General features: G+C 44.3%; 15 protein-coding genes. 3 read left to right on the top strand and 12 right to left on the bottom strand.

The genetic code is table 11. From position 1 onward, the window contains the following. Window positions 1–35: 35 nt before the first annotated feature. Window positions 36–2,477 (bottom strand): DNA topoisomerase IV subunit A, encoded by a 2,442-nt coding sequence (gene parC, locus HF966_RS07945; protein WP_168677743.1) that lies wholly within the window; start codon window positions 2,475–2,477, stop codon window positions 36–38. Between the two features lie 97 nt (window positions 2,478–2,574). After that, window positions 2,575–4,656, bottom strand: coding sequence for a DNA topoisomerase IV subunit B (parE, locus tag HF966_RS07940; protein ID WP_168677741.1), 2,082 nt, complete (start codon window positions 4,654–4,656; stop codon window positions 2,575–2,577). Between the two features lie 202 nt (window positions 4,657–4,858). Between parE and plsY the strand changes: the two genes are divergently transcribed. Beyond that, window positions 4,859–5,476 carry a glycerol-3-phosphate 1-O-acyltransferase PlsY gene (plsY, locus tag HF966_RS07935; RefSeq protein ID WP_168677739.1) on the top strand — a complete coding sequence of 206 codons (618 nt, stop codon included), beginning with the start codon at window positions 4,859–4,861 and terminating at the stop codon, window positions 5,474–5,476. A 74-nt stretch (window positions 5,477–5,550) separates the two neighbouring features. On the opposite strand, the gene dtd is transcribed toward plsY, so the two are convergent. From dtd to HF966_RS07920, 3 genes are all read right to left on the bottom strand, one after another. Beyond that, on the bottom strand, window positions 5,551–5,997 hold the full coding sequence (gene dtd / locus HF966_RS07930) for a D-aminoacyl-tRNA deacylase (RefSeq protein ID WP_168677737.1): 447 nt from the start codon (window positions 5,995–5,997) through the stop codon (window positions 5,551–5,553). After that, window positions 5,951–6,577, bottom strand: coding sequence for a hypothetical protein (locus HF966_RS07925; protein WP_168677735.1), 627 nt, complete (start codon window positions 6,575–6,577; stop codon window positions 5,951–5,953). Before HF966_RS07925 ends, dtd begins: the two co-directional genes overlap by 47 nt. Before the next feature lie 88 nt (window positions 6,578–6,665). Then, on the bottom strand, window positions 6,666–8,903 hold the full coding sequence (locus tag HF966_RS07920; RefSeq protein WP_168677733.1) for a RelA/SpoT family protein: 2,238 nt from the start codon (window positions 8,901–8,903) through the stop codon (window positions 6,666–6,668). Window positions 8,904–9,173: 270 nt separating this feature from the next. Between HF966_RS07920 and HF966_RS07915 the strand changes: the two genes are divergently transcribed. Then, on the top strand, window positions 9,174–10,409 hold the full coding sequence (locus HF966_RS07915; RefSeq protein WP_168677731.1) for an MFS transporter: 1,236 nt from the start codon (window positions 9,174–9,176) through the stop codon (window positions 10,407–10,409). 29 nt (window positions 10,410–10,438) lie between these two features. Here HF966_RS07915 and HF966_RS07910 read toward each other — a convergent pair whose 3' ends face one another. The 6 genes from HF966_RS07910 to HF966_RS07885 are packed head-to-tail and all read right to left on the bottom strand — an operon-like array spanning window position 10,439 to window position 16,237. Continuing rightward, complete coding sequence (locus HF966_RS07910) at window positions 10,439–10,732, bottom strand: DUF7671 family protein (RefSeq protein WP_168677730.1); 294 nt, start codon at window positions 10,730–10,732, stop codon at window positions 10,439–10,441. Beyond that, window positions 10,719–13,238, bottom strand: coding sequence for a carbamoyl phosphate synthase preATP-grasp domain-containing protein (locus HF966_RS07905; RefSeq protein ID WP_168677728.1), 2,520 nt, complete (start codon window positions 13,236–13,238; stop codon window positions 10,719–10,721). The genes HF966_RS07910 and HF966_RS07905 overlap by 14 nt, the downstream gene beginning before the upstream one ends. Then, on the bottom strand, window positions 13,213–14,298 hold the full coding sequence (locus HF966_RS07900; RefSeq protein ID WP_210729373.1) for a carbamoyl phosphate synthase small subunit: 1,086 nt from the start codon (window positions 14,296–14,298) through the stop codon (window positions 13,213–13,215). The genes HF966_RS07905 and HF966_RS07900 overlap by 26 nt, the downstream gene beginning before the upstream one ends. A 56-nt stretch (window positions 14,299–14,354) precedes the next feature. After that, window positions 14,355–14,882 (bottom strand): bifunctional pyr operon transcriptional regulator/uracil phosphoribosyltransferase PyrR, encoded by a 528-nt coding sequence (gene pyrR / locus HF966_RS07895; RefSeq protein ID WP_168677725.1) that lies wholly within the window; start codon window positions 14,880–14,882, stop codon window positions 14,355–14,357. A gap of 49 nt (window positions 14,883–14,931) precedes the next feature. Next, a complete protein-coding gene (locus tag HF966_RS07890) occupies window positions 14,932–15,858 on the bottom strand; it encodes an RluA family pseudouridine synthase (RefSeq protein ID WP_168677723.1) in 927 nt (308 codons plus the stop codon). Then, on the bottom strand, window positions 15,836–16,237 hold the full coding sequence (locus HF966_RS07885; RefSeq protein ID WP_168677721.1) for an EbsA family protein: 402 nt from the start codon (window positions 16,235–16,237) through the stop codon (window positions 15,836–15,838). The genes HF966_RS07890 and HF966_RS07885 overlap by 23 nt, the downstream gene beginning before the upstream one ends. A 188-nt stretch (window positions 16,238–16,425) precedes the next feature. Between HF966_RS07885 and HF966_RS07880 the strand changes: the two genes are divergently transcribed. Beyond that, a complete protein-coding gene (locus HF966_RS07880) occupies window positions 16,426–16,818 on the top strand; it encodes a ribonuclease HI family protein (RefSeq protein WP_168677718.1) in 393 nt (130 codons plus the stop codon). A gap of 18 nt (window positions 16,819–16,836) precedes the next feature. Here the strand turns inward: HF966_RS07880 and HF966_RS07875 are convergent. Beyond that, window positions 16,837–17,021: ROK family protein (locus tag HF966_RS07875; RefSeq protein ID WP_168677710.1), on the bottom strand; the 185-nt coding region annotated here is incomplete at its 5' end.

Below are 17,021 nucleotides of genomic sequence, written 5' to 3'. Positions count from 1 at the left end.
CTCCTAGTTCGTAATACGTTTATTTTATCAGAAAATCATGCATTTGTCGTTGCTATCTTCAATGGGCGAATCAGCCAAGGGGCGCCATTTTTATCGACATCGACAACATATTGGCCATTGCCAATACGTTGAGATGGTCGATAATCACTTAATTGCAAATCCTGGACTTGCCAACGCGTTGTCAAAATTTCTAGTGCACTGACATCAGCATCAAATAGTGTGGCAGCAGCGACATAGTAGGCAACCGTCTTCTTTTGCGTGAAAATCAAAAGCCCTTTGTTAGCACGTTTTGAATGGGTAATTTCCGCGACAGGCATGTATTTGAAAGCCCCATTTTCTGCGGCAATGGCCACTTGCTGTGCAGCGGAAGTAATCAGCAAGGCTGCAGCGATTGTGTCATCACCACGCAGATCCATCGCTTTGACACCAGCTGTCCGCGCCCCAATTTCTGGCACATCAGTCAAACTAAAGCGTAACCCAACCCCATGATGTGATAACAAGAGTACATCTTGATCTGTCACCGCTTGGCTGTACACCACATTGACCACAGCACTTGTTGCTGTTTTGAGCTTAATGGCCATTGCTGTCTTCTTCTTATAGGTCTTAGGTACCATATCTGCCAGTGCCGTTTGCTTGATGAAGCCATCATTGGCCACAATCATAAAGGCCCCGCCTTGCGCCAAGTCTGAAATCGCAATGACTTGCAGCACATACTCATCTGGGCGCCAGTTGGCAAGTTGCTGGGAGAAATGTTCGCCAGTATCTTTCCATTTAGAGTCTGGCAATTCATGCACTGGGCGATAAATGACATTCCCTTTATTGGTAAACATAAATAAGTGTTGCGTTGTATTCAACTGACCAACAAAAACTGGTAAATCATCATCTGCCAAACCATTATCAGCATCAGAAGCCTTATATGAACGCAAAGACGCGCGCTTATAATAGCCATTGCGCGACACCAAAACCTGCACATCTTCTTCAGCAATTGTGACTGCGGTGTCAATGACCAAATCTTCCACTTCTGCTTCAATTTGTGATCGGCGTGGTGACGTGTAAGCCTGGGTAATGGCGGCAATTTCTTCACGAATCACATCTTTCAAAGCAGATTCTTCTGTCAAAATGAGATTCAAATGATTGATTTTAGCGGTCAACGTTGCAAATTCTTCTTCCAATTGGGTGACATCTGTATTGGTCAAACGATAAAGTTGCAAGGTCACAATGGCTTCTGCTTGTGGCTGTGTGAATTGAAATTGATCAATCAAATTTTGTGTGGCATCCTTCCGGTTCTTAGATGCACGAATAGCAGCCACGACCTCATCTAGAATTGACAACATCCGAATCAAGCCTGACACAATATGTTGGCGGGCTTGTGCTTTCGCTAACTCAAAGGCGGCACGTTTTAACACGACTTCCTTGCGGAAATCCAAAAATGCTTCCAGTCCTTGTTTGAGGCTCACTGAGACAGGTCGTTGGTCGTGAATTGCCACCATATTGAAGTTATAAGAAATTTGCAGATCCGTCTTTTTAAACAAATAAGTTAAAATGCCATCGGCATTGGCGTCTTTATTGAGTTCAATGACAATCGACATGCCTTCGCGATCAGATTCATCACGTACTTCGACAATACCGGCAACCTCTTTATTCAAACGAATACCATCAATTTTTGACACTAAAGTCGACTTCACAACTTCATAAGGCAACTCGGTAATTTCAATCTTTTTCTTACCGCCCTTCAATTCAGAAATTGCTGTTTTGGCGCGGACAACAATTTTCCCACGGCCAGTTTTATAGGCTTTTTTAATCCCATCAAGACCTTGAATAATCCCTCCGGTTGGGAAATCAGGCCCTTTAACGTAACGCATCAATGTAGACAATGGGGCTTCCGGATGGTCTAACAAATACGTGAGTGCGGCATTGATTTCCTTCAAGTTATGCGGCGGAATTTCCGTCGCATAACCTGCTGAAATCCCCGTGGCCCCGTTAATCAATAGGCTTGGAATGCGTGATGGCAAAACCGTTGGTTCATAGGTTGTATCATCAAAATTCAACACCATATCAACTGTTTCTTGGCCCAAATCCGCCATCATTTCGCCAGCAATTTTTGATAAGCGCGCTTCAGTATAACGCATGGCGGCAGCTGGATCATTATCCACAGAGCCGTTGTTACCGTTCATATCAATTAATGGTTCACGGACTTTCCAATCCTGTGACAACCGCACCATTGCCTCATAAATTGAAGAATCGCCGTGCGGGTGAAAATTACCCATGACATTCCCGACGGACTTTGCAGACTTACGATAGGGATGGTCATAGGTGTTGCCATCTTGGGCCATCGCAAAAAGAATACGGCGTTGAACCGGCTTCAAGCCATCACGAATATCCGGCAACGCGCGTTCTTGAATAATATATTTTGAATAGCGCCCAAAGCGCTCGCCCATCACTGCTTCCAGTGACAGTTCAGTGATACGATCTGCCATATATACTTGTGCTCCATCATCAATGGATTGAACACATTTCCTTTCAAATAATCTGCTGACAAGCAGCCGTCACGCCTAGTGACTGACAACGCAAAAATCAAGCACCTGCGCCTTGCCCGTTTTGCCAATTTGTAATGACTGGCCCGGTTGTGGTCGTTGACTCCGTCGCTGTTGCTTGCTTGTTTTCGTGCTGGCGTGCCTTTTCAAAGACATCACTGGCATTGGTTTGTTCACCATCCACTGTGTCCAAAATTGACCCAGCTTCATCTAATGTAAAGTGGACGTTGGCCTCAATCCAATCACGGCGAGGTTCCACTTTGTCCCCCATCAAAGTTGTGACGCGTTTTTCGGCTAAGACGGCATCATCAATTTTGACACGAATCAACGTTCGTGTTTCTGGGTTCATGGTTGTTTCCCAGAGTAATGGTGCATTCATTTCCCCCAGTCCCTTAAAGCGGGTGAGTTCATAACGCGCATCATTGCGACTGGTAATCGTTTCTAATTCATCATTGGTCCAAGCAAACTGATCTTCAAATTTCTTTGAAGCGTACTTGACACGATAAAGTGGTGGTAACGCAATATACACGCGTCCAGCTTCAATAAGGGGGCGCATATACTTGTAAAAGAACGTTAATAACAACGTCTGAATGTGTGCCCCATCATCATCAGCATCAGTCATGATGATAATTTTATCAAAGGCCGTGTCGGCGACTTTAAAGTCATTGCCAACGCCGCCACCAATCGCATAAATCAACGTTGAAATTTCTTCATTTTTTAAAATATCAACTAACTTCGCCTTCTCAGTATTCAATACCTTCCCGCGAAGTGGCAAAATCGCTTGGAACTTACGATCTCGCCCCTGCTTGGCTGAGCCACCGGCCGAATCACCCTCGACTAAGAACAGTTCATTGCGTGCCGCATTTTTAGATTGTGCTGGTGCTAATTTCCCAGACAATAGCCGTTCTTTTTGCCCTTTCGACTTACCTGTCCGGCTTTCATCACGTGCCTTGCGCGCAGCCTCTCGTGCTTCACGGGCTCGGATTGCCTTACGAATCAAGTTTTGTCCAAAATCACCGTTTTCCATCAAGAAACGCCCAAGCGTCTCATTGACCACAGCGTCTACAATTCCACGAGCTTCAGGCGTCCCCAACTTATCCTTGGTTTGCCCTTCAAACTGCAAGAATTGCTCTGGCACACGCAACGAGATGACAGCTGCCAAACCTTCACGAACATCTGTCCCTTCTAAGTTCTTGTCTTTTTCTTTCAACAAGTTCACTTTACGGGCGTATTCATTAAAGGCTTTCGTCCAAGCTGTTCGGAAACCAACTTCATGCGTCCCACCGTCTTGCGTCCGCACGTTATTGACAAAAGAAAGCAACGTTTCAGAGTAACCATCATTATATTGGGCAGCAACTTCCACTGCAATACCACTTTGGCTCCCCTCAAAAGTCATGACTGGGCCGATGGTTTCTTTATCTTCATTCAAAAAGCCAACAAATGCTTCAAGGCCTTTTTCATAATGGTACGTTTCGACACGTGCTGGGGTCACACGTTCGTCCGTCAAGGTGAATTTCACCCCTGACATCAAAAAGGCCGATTCACGTAACCGTTCAGACAACGTGTCATACTTATACACGGTTGCACTAAACAACGTAGGGTCTGGCTTAAAGGTGACAGTGGTGCCCGTATGTTCTTTGGTAACCCCGAGGTCACGTAAGGTGCCGACAGGTTGCCCCCCTGTGATAAAGTCTTCTTGCCATTTGTGCCCATCGCGTACAATCGTGACTTGTAAACTTTCAGACAGCGCGTTAACAACCGATGAACCAACACCATGCAAACCACCTGAAGTGGCATAGCCCCCTTGGCCAAATTTACCACCGGCGTGCAAAACTGTTAAAATAACTTCGGGCGTTGGCTTCCCAGATGCATGCATCCCGACTGGCATCCCACGACCAAAATCTTGTACCGTAATGGCATTGTTTTCATGGATTGTCACCCGGATATCGTTACCATAGCCACCTAAGGCTTCATCAACTGCATTGTCAACAATTTCATAAACTAGGTGATGCAAACCACGGCCGTCAGTCGACCCAATGTACATTCCAGGTCGCTTACGCACCGCCTCTAACCCTTCAAGAATTTTTATTGAATCTGAATCATAGTGATTTTTTTCTGCCATGAATACTCATATCTTTCTTATTTTAAAACATTGTCATGATTGAACAATTGTTCGATACCATGCGTCAATCTATATTATCATAGATGAAAAAAGTTATTCTGACAAGTCTCAAAATGACATTTTCAACCCATTACCCCCTTTACAATCTTTTTTTATGATAGAATTAACTTTGTGTTTATTCACAACATTGAGGAGTTTAAAAATGTTTTCAACACTAATAATGTTTGCCTGTGCTTACTTGCTCGGGTCACTTTTACCAGGATTTTGGATTGGCTTAATCTTTTATCACAAAGATATTCGCGATGAAGGTTCTGGTAACATCGGCACGACCAATTCATTTCGTGTCCTTGGCCCCGTTGCCGGGACTGCCACATTGGTATTAGATCTGTTAAAAGGGACAGCTGCCGGACTTTTGCCCATCGTTTTTCATAGTACAATTAATCCAATGCTCGTTGGGATTGCAGCCATTCTTGGACACACTTTCTCCATTTGGCTAAAATTCAAAGGTGGCAAGGCTGTCGCAACTTCTGCTGGCGTTTTGCTTGCTTATAACCAGCAATTTTTCTTCATGGTTGCAACCGTCTTCATTGTGATGTTGCTGCTGACTTCAATGGTATCGGTCAGTTCAATGGTTGGCTTTAGCTTTGCCTTAGTCACATCGTTTTTCTACCATGATTGGATTTTAACCGTTGTGGCTGCTGTCTTGACTGGTTTTGTCTTTTATCGTCACCGCAGCAATATTCAGCGCATTATAAACGGCACGGAAAGCACCGTGCCCTTTGGTTGGTATCATCACTATCAACAAACACATCATAAATAAAAAGGTCCGGCTGTGCGGTATATCCCAAAAGTTAAAGTCACTTTTAGGGTACGCCACACTGAGCCGGACCTTTTTTATTTGTCATTGGTATCAAATAGAATTGTAACTGGCCCGTCATTCACTAGACTAACTGCCATATCAGCGCCAAATTCGCCCGTTTCAACAGGTAACCCAACCTCACGTAAGGCAGCATTAAATTGCGCGTACATTGTTCGTGCAAAGGCTGGTTCGCCCGCTTTGGTAAAGCTAGGCCGGTTCCCTTTTTTTGTCTCTGCAAATAATGTGAATTGTGAAATCGATAAGATTGCACCATCAATAGCTTGAATGCTTAAATTCATGCGACCTTGGTCATCTTCAAACACACGCAACTGACTAATTTTCCGGACTAAATAAGCAATATCTGTCGCTGTATCACCATCTGCGACCCCAACTAGTAGGACATAGCCTGCCTGAATCTGGCCAACAATTTGATCGTCAATTGACACTTGTGCTGACGTTACCCGTTGTAATACGACTTTCATTTTGCCACTCCTGTATTGCTTGTTTAGATACCATAATTCGAGAAAATGCATGCGGAATCAACCGCCGCATAAAGAGCGTCGCATGGACAGTAATTAACAAGGCATCTAGCGGATCACTTTTAATCACATACAACACCAAAAATAACACTGACGTTGGCGGTAGTAATAGCAACACGAATGCAACCCACAACCGTTCAAACCACCAGTATTTCAGCGCTTGATCCAATGTGGCTTGATCAACTGCCAACGGCGTGACGCGCTGGAAATCATAATGCGCGCGTTGTCGCCCGACATACCAGGCAACAATTGGTAATCCAAGCGTCAGTGCTAACACCAACCACCAAATGATAGGTTGATGGATTGGAAAGTGTGGTAAGTGTAACATCCGATCAAACAACCAGTAAGGGGTCACCAAAATACTGCTGAAAATGAGTAACCACAACAGCCACTTTTGTGCTTTGGCGGTCGGTAATTGTTGCGCTGTAAAATAAGCCTGTTTAGCTTGTTTGTCAACAAGTAACACGCCGTTTTGATTAGCTTGTTGAATGGGGGCAATAGCCATTAAAATTGGGGTTTTCATTTTGCTCTCGTTTCAAATCATTATTATGATTTAAAATATAGCATGGATTCAAGCCTTATCGTTCGATAAAAAGCTCACCCCAGCCATTTTAATGAAAAGCCCGCTCCACATCATAAACTGCTGGTAGGTTATTTAAAGCATCCATAATCAATCCGAGTTGTTCATTGTTTTTGACCCCAATAGATAAGGAAACTTGCGCCATGCCATTTTTGGTGACATGACCATTCACTGAATTAACGAATTTCGTCCGCCCATTCACGGACCGCAAAACATCATTTAATAAACCATTGCGGTTTTCCCCATGCACTGTCAGATCGGCATCATAATTTGGCTTCAGCCCTTTTTCATCTTCCCATTGAACATCGACTAACCGTTGTCCTTGCGTCTCAGCGGCGCGAATATTTGGGCAACCGACCCGATGAACAGAAATACCACGCCCTTTGGTAATATAACCTTTGACTGCATCCCCTGGTACTGGTGTACAGCAACGCCCCAAGCGTACAAGCAAATTATCAACCCCAGCGATGACAATATCATCTGCGGTCGCCTTTTGCCGTTGGGTCAAGGCCGTCTCGTCTCGTTTAATTTCGTGCCCTTCTTCTAACAATTCACGTTGTAACTCAGCAGTTTCTGCTTCTTGTTGTGCTTCGCGAATGGCTTCTGTGAGCTTATTGGCAACGCCTGGGACGGCCACATCGCCATACCCGATAGCAGCAAGCATATCTTCATAGGTATGATAGTGCAACATATCAGCGGTTGTAATCAACCGCTCAATGGTTAGAAGATGTGACGGTTCAAAACCGGTTTCTCGTAGAATACGCGATAACAATTCGCGCCCGGCTTCAATGTTGTCATCGCGATCCAATTGTTTAAAATACTGCTTAATTTTGTTGCGCGCGCGCCGTGTCGATACTAAGTCTAGCCAATCTCGGCTGGGCTTAGCGGTTGAACTGGTAATGATTTCAATAATATCCCCAGTTTTAATTTTATAATCTAAAGGAACAATGCGCCCGTTGACCTTGGCGCCAGTGGTTTTGATCCCAACATTCGTATGAATTGAGAAGGCCATGTCAAGCGGTCCGGCGCCTTTAGCCAATTCAAAAACATCCCCACGTGGTGTAAACGCATAGACGCGATCACTAAAGAGATCCCCTTGGACACCAGCCATAAAGTCTTCGGCGTTCTTCGCATCTTCTTGTAATTCCAAAATGCCTTGAATTACATTCAATGCTTGTTGGTTATGGTCTTTAACTTTTGCTTCTTTGTTGGAACCTTTGTTTTTCTTATATGCCCAATGCGCCGCTACCCCGTATTCCGCCACTTCATGCATGGCATGCGTCCGAATCTGGACCTCTAACGGCCGACCACTTGGTCCAATGACCGTCGTGTGCAAACTTTGGTAACCATTGGCCTTTGGTAAAGCAATATAGTCTTTAAATCGTCCGGGCAAAGGCATCCATTTTGAGTGGATAGCCCCCAGCACGGCATAGGTATCAGGAATGTTTTCGGTCAGCACACGCACAGCGGATAAATCATAGATTTCCTCAAAGGCCTTGTGCTTATCTGTCATTTTCCGATAAATGGAATAGATATGTTTAGGTCGGCCGTAAACACTCACGTTTTCCAACTCAAGATCTTGAATCGCTTGTGTGATTTCTGAGACAGCTTCTTGCACATACTGAATACGTTCGTCACGCTTCATATTCATCTGTGACGCAATCATATAGTATTTTTCAGGATCTAAGTAGCTCAACGCTAGATCTTCAAGCTCCCATTTAATGGTACTAATACCTAAACGGTCTGCTAGTGGTGCATAAATATCCAATGTTTCACTGGCAATTCGGCGCTGCTTTTCCTCACGCAAGGCCCCTAAGGTTCGCATATTATGCAAGCGGTCTGCTAGTTTAACAATAATGACACGAATGTCTTTTGACATGGCTAAAAGCAGCTTACGGTGATTCTCCGCCAGCTGTTCTTGTGAATTTTGATATTGAATTTTACTAATTTTGGTCACACCGTCGATAATTTGGGCAATTGTTGGGCCAAACTTATCTTCAATGTCTTTTAAACTTGCGGGTGTATCTTCGACAACATCATGCAAATAACCCGAGATCACCGTCGCCGTATCCATCTTGAGTTCGGCCAGAATGCCTGCTACCTGAATTGGATGAATAATATAGGGTTCGCCTGATTTTCGGAATTGCTCATGATGCAAGTCCGATGCCCACTCATAGGCCAATTTGACTTTGTCAGCATCTGCTGGCGCCATGTATTGCCCTACAAGATCGAGCACCTCTTGGCCCGTATAGCTTTTTGTTCTTGCCATAATTTTTGCGTGCTATCGTGCACCCAGTCGTTTGATGCATCGCCAAAAATCGCCGATGTCCTGCAAACAAACGCATGCAAGCACATTCCCTTCATAATTTCCGGAAGACACATCACTATTTTTTAAACCGCAATCTGCCTTATTACGTTTTCAAACGTAGCTTTATTATAATAAAAATTTAATGCATTCACAAGTTAAGTCTTATAACGTGCATATTTTTACAAATAAGCATAAACTAAGACTATTAATTTTTTTCGGAGGAAAATGTATATGCCTGAAAACAAGCAAGAGGCCCAGTCTGACGGCGAGCCTTTGTGGCGGCAAAACGTCTTTGTGCTTTGGTTTGGCGTGTTCATGACAGGGGTGGCTTTAAGCGAGGTCATGCCTTTCTTATCCCTTTTCATTGACACGCTGGGTCACTTTAGTAAAAACGAACTAAGCTTTTACTCGGGTGCCATCTTCGCAGTTTCATTTCTCGTCACTGCTGTTGTTTCCCCTTTTTGGGGCAAATTAGCCGATCGAAAAGGCCGTAAGCTAATGCTTTTACGCGCAGCACTGGGTATGTCCATTGTGTTGTTTCTCATGGGAAACGTCACAAACGTCTGGGAACTTTTTGTCCTTCGTGCCCTGCAAGGGGCCATGGGCGGCTTCATCTCAAATGCCAATGCGCTTGTGGCCACGCAAACACCCAAAGTACATGCCGGTAAAGCCTTAGGTATTTTAGTTACTGGTATGACTGCGGGTAATCTTATTGGCCCATTATTTGGTGGCGTTTTAGCAACGTTCTTTAGCTATCGGACGTCCTTTCATATTACTGGTGTCATCTTATTTTTGGTCTTTTTATTCACATTGTTTCTCGTCAAAGAGGCCCCACGCCCGGCTTCAATTCGTGTTGCACGCGTCTCAACCAAAACCATGTGGCAAAATATTCCCAATAAGCCACTCATTGTTGGTCTTTTCGTCACAACCATGTTAGTTCAAACTGTCAACACGGCAATCAATCCCATCATAAGTCTCTTCGTTCGTGAATTGATGCAACACGCTTCGGATACAACTTTTATTGCTGGTATTGTCGCCGCCATGCCCGGTATCGCCACTGTGATCGCGGCGCCACAATTTGGCCGGATTGGGGATCGCGTTGGGACCCAGCGGATGATCAAAATCGGTTTCATGATTGCCGTGATCGCATTCATTCCAACGGCATTTGTTACCAGCATCACCATGCTCATGTTCTTCCGATTTTTAGTGGGTATCAGTGATGCCACAATGTTACCAGCCGTCCAAACCTTATTGTCTAAAAATTCACCCACTGAAATGACCAGCCGTATTTTTAGTTATAATCAGAGTTTTCAGTCCCTCGGTTCGGTCATGGGCCCAATGATGGGCGCAGTCATTGCCAGTCTTTTTGATTACCGGGCCATTTTCATCTTTAGTGCCGTGATCATTATCATCAACGCCACCCTATTTCACTTTACAAGTCAACATATCAAACCAAAAACGACATAAAAAGACCTGAACGTTTGTTCAGGTCTTTTTTAAAGCCATTGCTGTAACAACTCAGGCGCAACTTGTTCTGAGGTCCAACGTTGCAGTGGCGAATAGTCATGGCGTTGGTTGAACGCCAATGGTGTCTGCCGTAATACAGCGACCATTTGGCCGTTCTCTGTTAAAAACACCTGACCTATCTGCTTAAATTGGCCCTTGGTATGCTTACCTGTTCGCCAAGTGTGCGGTACGGCATCTGATTTGGGCTCAAAGTGCCCAGATAAATTTTGTTCAACAATCACACCGTCAAATAAATGTGTGACATACTTTTTACGATCGCCCATAATCACTCACACTGACCCCAATTTCAAATCTTGTCCCATCAATCACTTCACTCGGCTGTAGGTGCAGACGATAATTCACATCAGCAGCCACAATCGCGATTGGTTCTGGTATAACCCAATCGTGGACATTAGCCAGCAACGTCCGGTCTTGCGCCGTCAGCTCATGCAATGCCGCCCGAATTGTCAACCGCAGCCACTCAACACACATCGCCTTGGTCAAAAAAGCAATTTGACCAAATGGCATTGGTCGCAGCCAGGAGGCCTCTTGAATGCGCGTAAAGTCCACGGCCTGACGCCACAGCACCGTTCTTTCATACCAAATAATTTGATAAACCCCTGGATTTTCAAGCGCAGTGAATGTCAACGTGCTAGGCATTGCGTTGACTGGGGCAATCACCCGCATTTCACCTGCCATATGCTGCGTGATATTGATTGGATAAACCTCTTCCCCATCAAAGAAGAGGTTTAATGCAAACTCGGATTCGTTTTCATCTGGGCCGCCAGGGGTATGTTTTTCCTTGGGCAAAATGACAACCTGTTGTCCTAATTCGCGTAAGGCGCGTATTAATTTTCGACGATTTCCTGGGATAATTATGGTTTTGGGCTGTTCAAGTTCAACCACTTTCATCACATCAGAAATCTCCAGTGGTTCCAAATACTGCTTATCAGCAAGATGTGGCAGTAAGGTCGCATCACTGGGATTATTATTCATGATGATGGTGGGGTGTTGGAGACGATGCAGCTCAGACATGGTAATGGTTGTCGCATAACCACCCGACGCTGCATCTCCCATGCGAAATGCCCCAGAGCCAATGACTAAAATCGCATCTTCGGCCACTTGCATTGACTCATTTTCTGATTCAAACGTGGCATAGTATTGGCGGGCATTTTCGGGAAATTCACCAGCAGATGGTTCAACTGCCTTATATGTGACCTCGATTTTGTTGGTTTGCGCTAACGTTCGGATAATTTTAAAATCTGTATGCCAGAAACGGGCCAACAAACCGTCAGACAGCCCATATTTTTTGCCTCGTTTCAGCGACGTAATACTATCAGCATCCGCCTCAATTTCTGATTCCAATTGATGTAAATGTTGTAACTGGTGGAAAAAGAATTCATCAATAGCCGTTAGTTCAGCCAATTCGTCAATTTCATATCCACGCTTTATCGCTTCAATTAGCAATAAGACCCGGTTATCTTGGGGATGAATAAGTTGCTGAATTAATTCATCATCGTTAATGTGGGCCATATTGGTTGGTGAAAAACTCGCATTGTTAAAATGCGCTGAGCGAATGGCTTTTTCCAAGGCTTCAATAAACGTTCGGCCAAACCCAAGTGTCGAACCGACTGATTTTTGGACACTATTTAATTGCCGGTTAACATGTATCCCTGTTTCGGCCAATTCACCAAATGGAAAAACTGGTAATTTAACCACGACATGGTCCATCATTGGCTCCATCATCGCGGCTTGCGGCCCAAAATTGTGAGGTAACACAATGGCTTCTAAAGGCACACCCATCGCCAGATTCATCGCAACCAGCATCGTGGGATAACCTGTTGCTAACGCCATACGTGACGCCATTTGATCAATATAGGGGGATACTTTGATGATATAGATTTTATCCGTGTCATCATCAACGGCAAATTGCACATGCATAATTCCTTGCAATTGCAACATATCCGCCACCCGAAAGGCGTAGTCACGCATGCGACTAATGAGTTGATCTTGAATGGTTAAAATAGGCGAAACGCTCAGCGAATCGGCAGTATGAATACCGATTGGATCCATATCTTCGCTCGCACCAATCTGCATTTTATTGCCACGAACATCTCGCAACACCTCTAAACTCACTTCTTTCAACCCATTAATCGCCCGCGAAAGAATGACTTCTTGCGTGACTGACTGGGACTTTGCCAAATGAATGGCTGCTTCAAAGTCATCCAATCGCTCAATAATGTGTCGCGTGTTCGTCTGGTTGGGATGTAACGCTCGCACCATCAAGGGTAATTGTAATGTCCGCAAGAGTTCATTGGCTTCATCTTGGGCTTTTAACACATAGTTTTTTATCACCGGCAAGCCATTATCCGCCATAAAAGCCGTCATGGCGGGAATATTATTCACTTTTAACAGCATATCAATGCTGAGTCCAAGTGTATTCGGTAATGCCCCATCCCCATGCGACCAGCTCTGAACAACTTCTGCCCAAATGCGTAACGAGGCTTCCCCGCCAAACAATGGGACAACCGTATCAATCTGGTTGGCTTGGATAATCATTTTAATATTGTCAACGGTTAATGGTTGCCAAAAACTGGTTGCGGCTAGACTTTCCAATGATAATGCGTACGGATTTTCGTCAATCACAAAAACGTCAATTCCGTGGCCGCGTAATTCTGGCATCACTTGATAAATGGCAGCATCATGTTCCGCCTCGCGCCCAAAATCATTGGCCCCTGCGCCAATAAACAGCAGTTTTTTTATATTAGTATTGATTGTAATGTTCGACATAATCTTCTACCGTTTCAAAGAAATCTGCAAATACTGCAGTTGCCTCAAGTGGGCCTGGTGCAGCATCCGGGAAAAATTGGACGCTAAAGGCGGGAAATTCACGATGTCTTAAGCCTTGGACTGCCCCATCAACTAGATCGCGATACGTCACAAAGAGCTTTTTGCGATTAATCGTGGTTTCATCCACCGCATAACCTTGGCCTTGCATCGCATAAAAAATCTGCTGGGAAATAATTTCTTGAATCGGGTGATTCATCCCATGATGCTCTGATGGCAATGGCATCAATTCGGCGTCATTGGCCATGGCAAATAATTCGTGTCCCAAACCAATCCCAAGCATTGGGACTTTGGTTTGCAAGACACGAATTAGTGTCAGCACACTTTCCGGTAACGTCCTCGGATCCCCAGGCCCAGTAGACAAAATAATGCCGTCAGGATCAAGTGTTAAGACCTCTTCGACGGTAGCCGTATAGGGTAATACGGACACATTGGCATCATAGTCCCCAAGCATCCGCAAAATGCCGTGCTTGAGGCCAAAATCAATCACCACAATGTGCCGACCCCGACCAGGATTGGCATAAGGTTTAGGTGTCGCCGTATTTTGAACCTGTTTGTTCGTCAAAACAGTCGCAACCAATTGGTCTACCGCGTGTTCATCCGCATAATCCACAATGGTCGCCTTTTGTGGACCAGTTTCGCGCAAATGACGAATTAACTGCCGGGTATCCACCTGATACAACCCAGGAATGTTGTGCTGCTTTAAAAACCGGTCCAAATTCATGCGTCGTTGTCGATTCACAGACACCTCTGCCAAATCATGCACAATCATCCCGCGAATCGTTGGTTTGACCGATTCATAAGCTTCGGCGTGAATACCGGCAGCACCAACTACAGGCATCGCAAAAACAATCATCTGCCCATCATAGATTGGATCGGTGATGATTTCTTGATAGCCGGTCATGGCTGTATGAAAAATAATTTCGCCAAAAGTGGTTGCGGGTGCACCAAAGCCTAAGCCTTGAAATACCGTGCCATCTTCAAGAATCAAATGCCGTTGCATCATATGTATTACTTATAATAGGTCAGCCACAATGGCATACCCTATCTTATCTCCTCTTAATGGACAATTTCGACGGCATCGCGCCCATCGATTTCTTGGACAAAGACTTTAATTTTTTCATTTTGCGCTGTTGGAATATTTTTTCCAACAAAGTCAGCGCGAATTGGTAGTTCGCGATGCCCGCGATCAACCAAGACAGCTAACGCAATCGTATTTGGTCGACCAATATGAATCAAAGCATCCAACGCGGCCCGAATGGTCCGACCTGTAAACAAGACATCATCAATTAGGACGATATTTTTGTCCGCAATATTGGTTTTTTCTTCTTCGTTTAAGCCCAAACTATCATCGTGATTTAATACGTCATCCCGAAAATTTGTGATATCAATGGCCATTACCGGGATTTTAACCCCTTCTAATTGCTCCAATCGATTCGCAATGCGATGTGCTAAAAACTCCCCGCGCGTTTTGATTCCCACCAAGACGAGATCTTGACCACCCTTATTGCGTTCAATAATTTCATAGGTAATACGCGTTAATGCGCGTTGTAATGACGCATTATCCAAAACTTCTTTATTTGCCATATTTTTGTTGTGTGATTACTGACCACACAGCTCCTTTCATATGCTGTCATCAATCATGATTGGGATTAATGGGGGTTAATGTGGCTAAAGCACGTTCAAAATTATCAGGTAGCGGACTATCAAATGTGAGATTTTCACCAGTCGTTGGCTGGGTCAATGACAAGGTCTTTGCATGTAATAATTGACCAGCTAATGACACACCTGGCAACTTCTGTGCTGAACCATAGACAGGGTCACCAACAATTGGATGCCCAATATATGTCATATGGACACGAATCTGATGCGTGCGCCCTGTCTCCAATCGCACTTTCAGTAAAGTATAACCCACATAGCGCGTGATGACTTCAAAGTGCGTTACGGCTTCGCGACCATTTTCTTGGATAGCCTGTTTTTTGCGATCCACCGGATGACGTGCAATTGGTGCATTGACCGTACCTGAATTTTCTTCAAATTCACCGCGTACCAGCGCGTAGTAAATTCGTTCATTCTTATGAGCTTTTAATTGTGCCGATAAGGCCTGATGTGCTTGATCATTTTTGGCAACCATCAACAGACCACTCGTATCACGATCGATCCGATGCACAATTCCTGGTCTAAATTCCCCATTAATTGTAGACAATGGTGCGTGATGTAGTAGCGCGTTGACCAACGTCCCAGACGTGTGCCCTGCAGCTGGATGAACAACCATTCCTTGCGGTTTATTCACCACCAATAAATCGTCATCTTCATAGAGGACGTCAAGCGGAATTGCTTCTGGCACAATCTCTGTTGTCTGGACTGCCGGTGGTAAAATATGAATCACATCGCCTGAAACGACTTGATATGACCGCTTTACCCGTTGGCCATTGACCAACACTTCGCCTGATTGTATCCAACTAGCCAAAACTGTCCGTGAATACGGTAGGTTTTCATTTGCCAAAATGGCATCAATACGGCCAGTTTGATCTGTAATATTAATTGTGATTGCGTCCGTCATGGGTTTCTGTATATTCCTTAATTTGTTGCGTTATATTCTTGCTTAACCAATATTTGCGTTCGCGACCAGCCCGAGTAAAACTTAATACATGGCCGTTGAGTTGCCAATTTTCAAGTGTCAATAGTGAGATTTCCTCATATTCAGATGACAAAACATGTGCTAAAAACAGCCGTGGTCCGGCAATGTAAATTCGGCGCCGAACAACTAAAATCACACCAAGCATTAACACGACTAGAATGTAAACCAAAACCACAATTTCTAATTTGAATTCCAACTCACTCCATGTAATTAGGCCAGCCATTAAAGCAATGCCCCACCATAACCAACCAATTTGTCCTGTTATTTCTAAGGGTTGAAAGAACCCGCGTTTTGGAATCATGTTTTTGCCTCGTGATGATTTTTGTATGATAGACTAATCGTTTTTTGAATTCACTACCTACTATTTTACCATGTATTCTCTTGGTATTTTAATCACATTTTCCAGAAAAAAAGGTATAATTTAACCAATATGATGCGACTTACTGCTATTACAATTAAAAAATGCAGTCAATTTAAGAGGAAATTTCATTGCTAACGCTATACGTTGACGCTGCTCGTGAACCAAATACTGGTTTAAGTGCAGCTGGTGCTGTGCTCATCCAACAAAAAGCACAACAACAATTTAAATCCCCGGTATTTCAATCCTTGGACAACCATGCAGCGGAATTTCAGGGCTTAATTTGGGCTTTAGAACAATTAACTGATCATCAGGATATTTTAACCGTCTATAGTGATTCAAAACTACTCATTGAAGCGCTACACAAACATTACGCCAAGCATTATCAAGACGAAGTCGATCGCATTTTATCCCTATTAGCGTCCCACCGGCTCGTATTCAGCCAATGGTTGCCAGAAAAAGACAATCTTGGTGCCCACAACTTAGCGTTACAAGCATTAAAAAATCGGCAAACTAATGACTAGTTTGCCGATTTTTGTTCATTATAGCAAAGTTTTCGCCAAGTAGAAGCAACCCAAGATGCCGGCATTATCACCGTTTGCCACTGGCACAATATAATCATCCAATGGTGGAACATCTAAATAATCACTCATCTGTTCAGCAAAGCTCTCTCGAACTAAGGGGAAGAGAATCTCACGATGCGGCACACCGCCCCCAAACACAATCT

Source organism: Leuconostoc holzapfelii (genome assembly GCF_012396485.1).
GTDB classification, from domain to species: Bacteria; Bacillota; Bacilli; order Lactobacillales; family Lactobacillaceae; genus Leuconostoc; species Leuconostoc holzapfelii.
The sequence above is the reverse complement of the archived record's forward strand: the minus strand, read 5'-3'. Positions and strand labels throughout refer to the sequence as shown.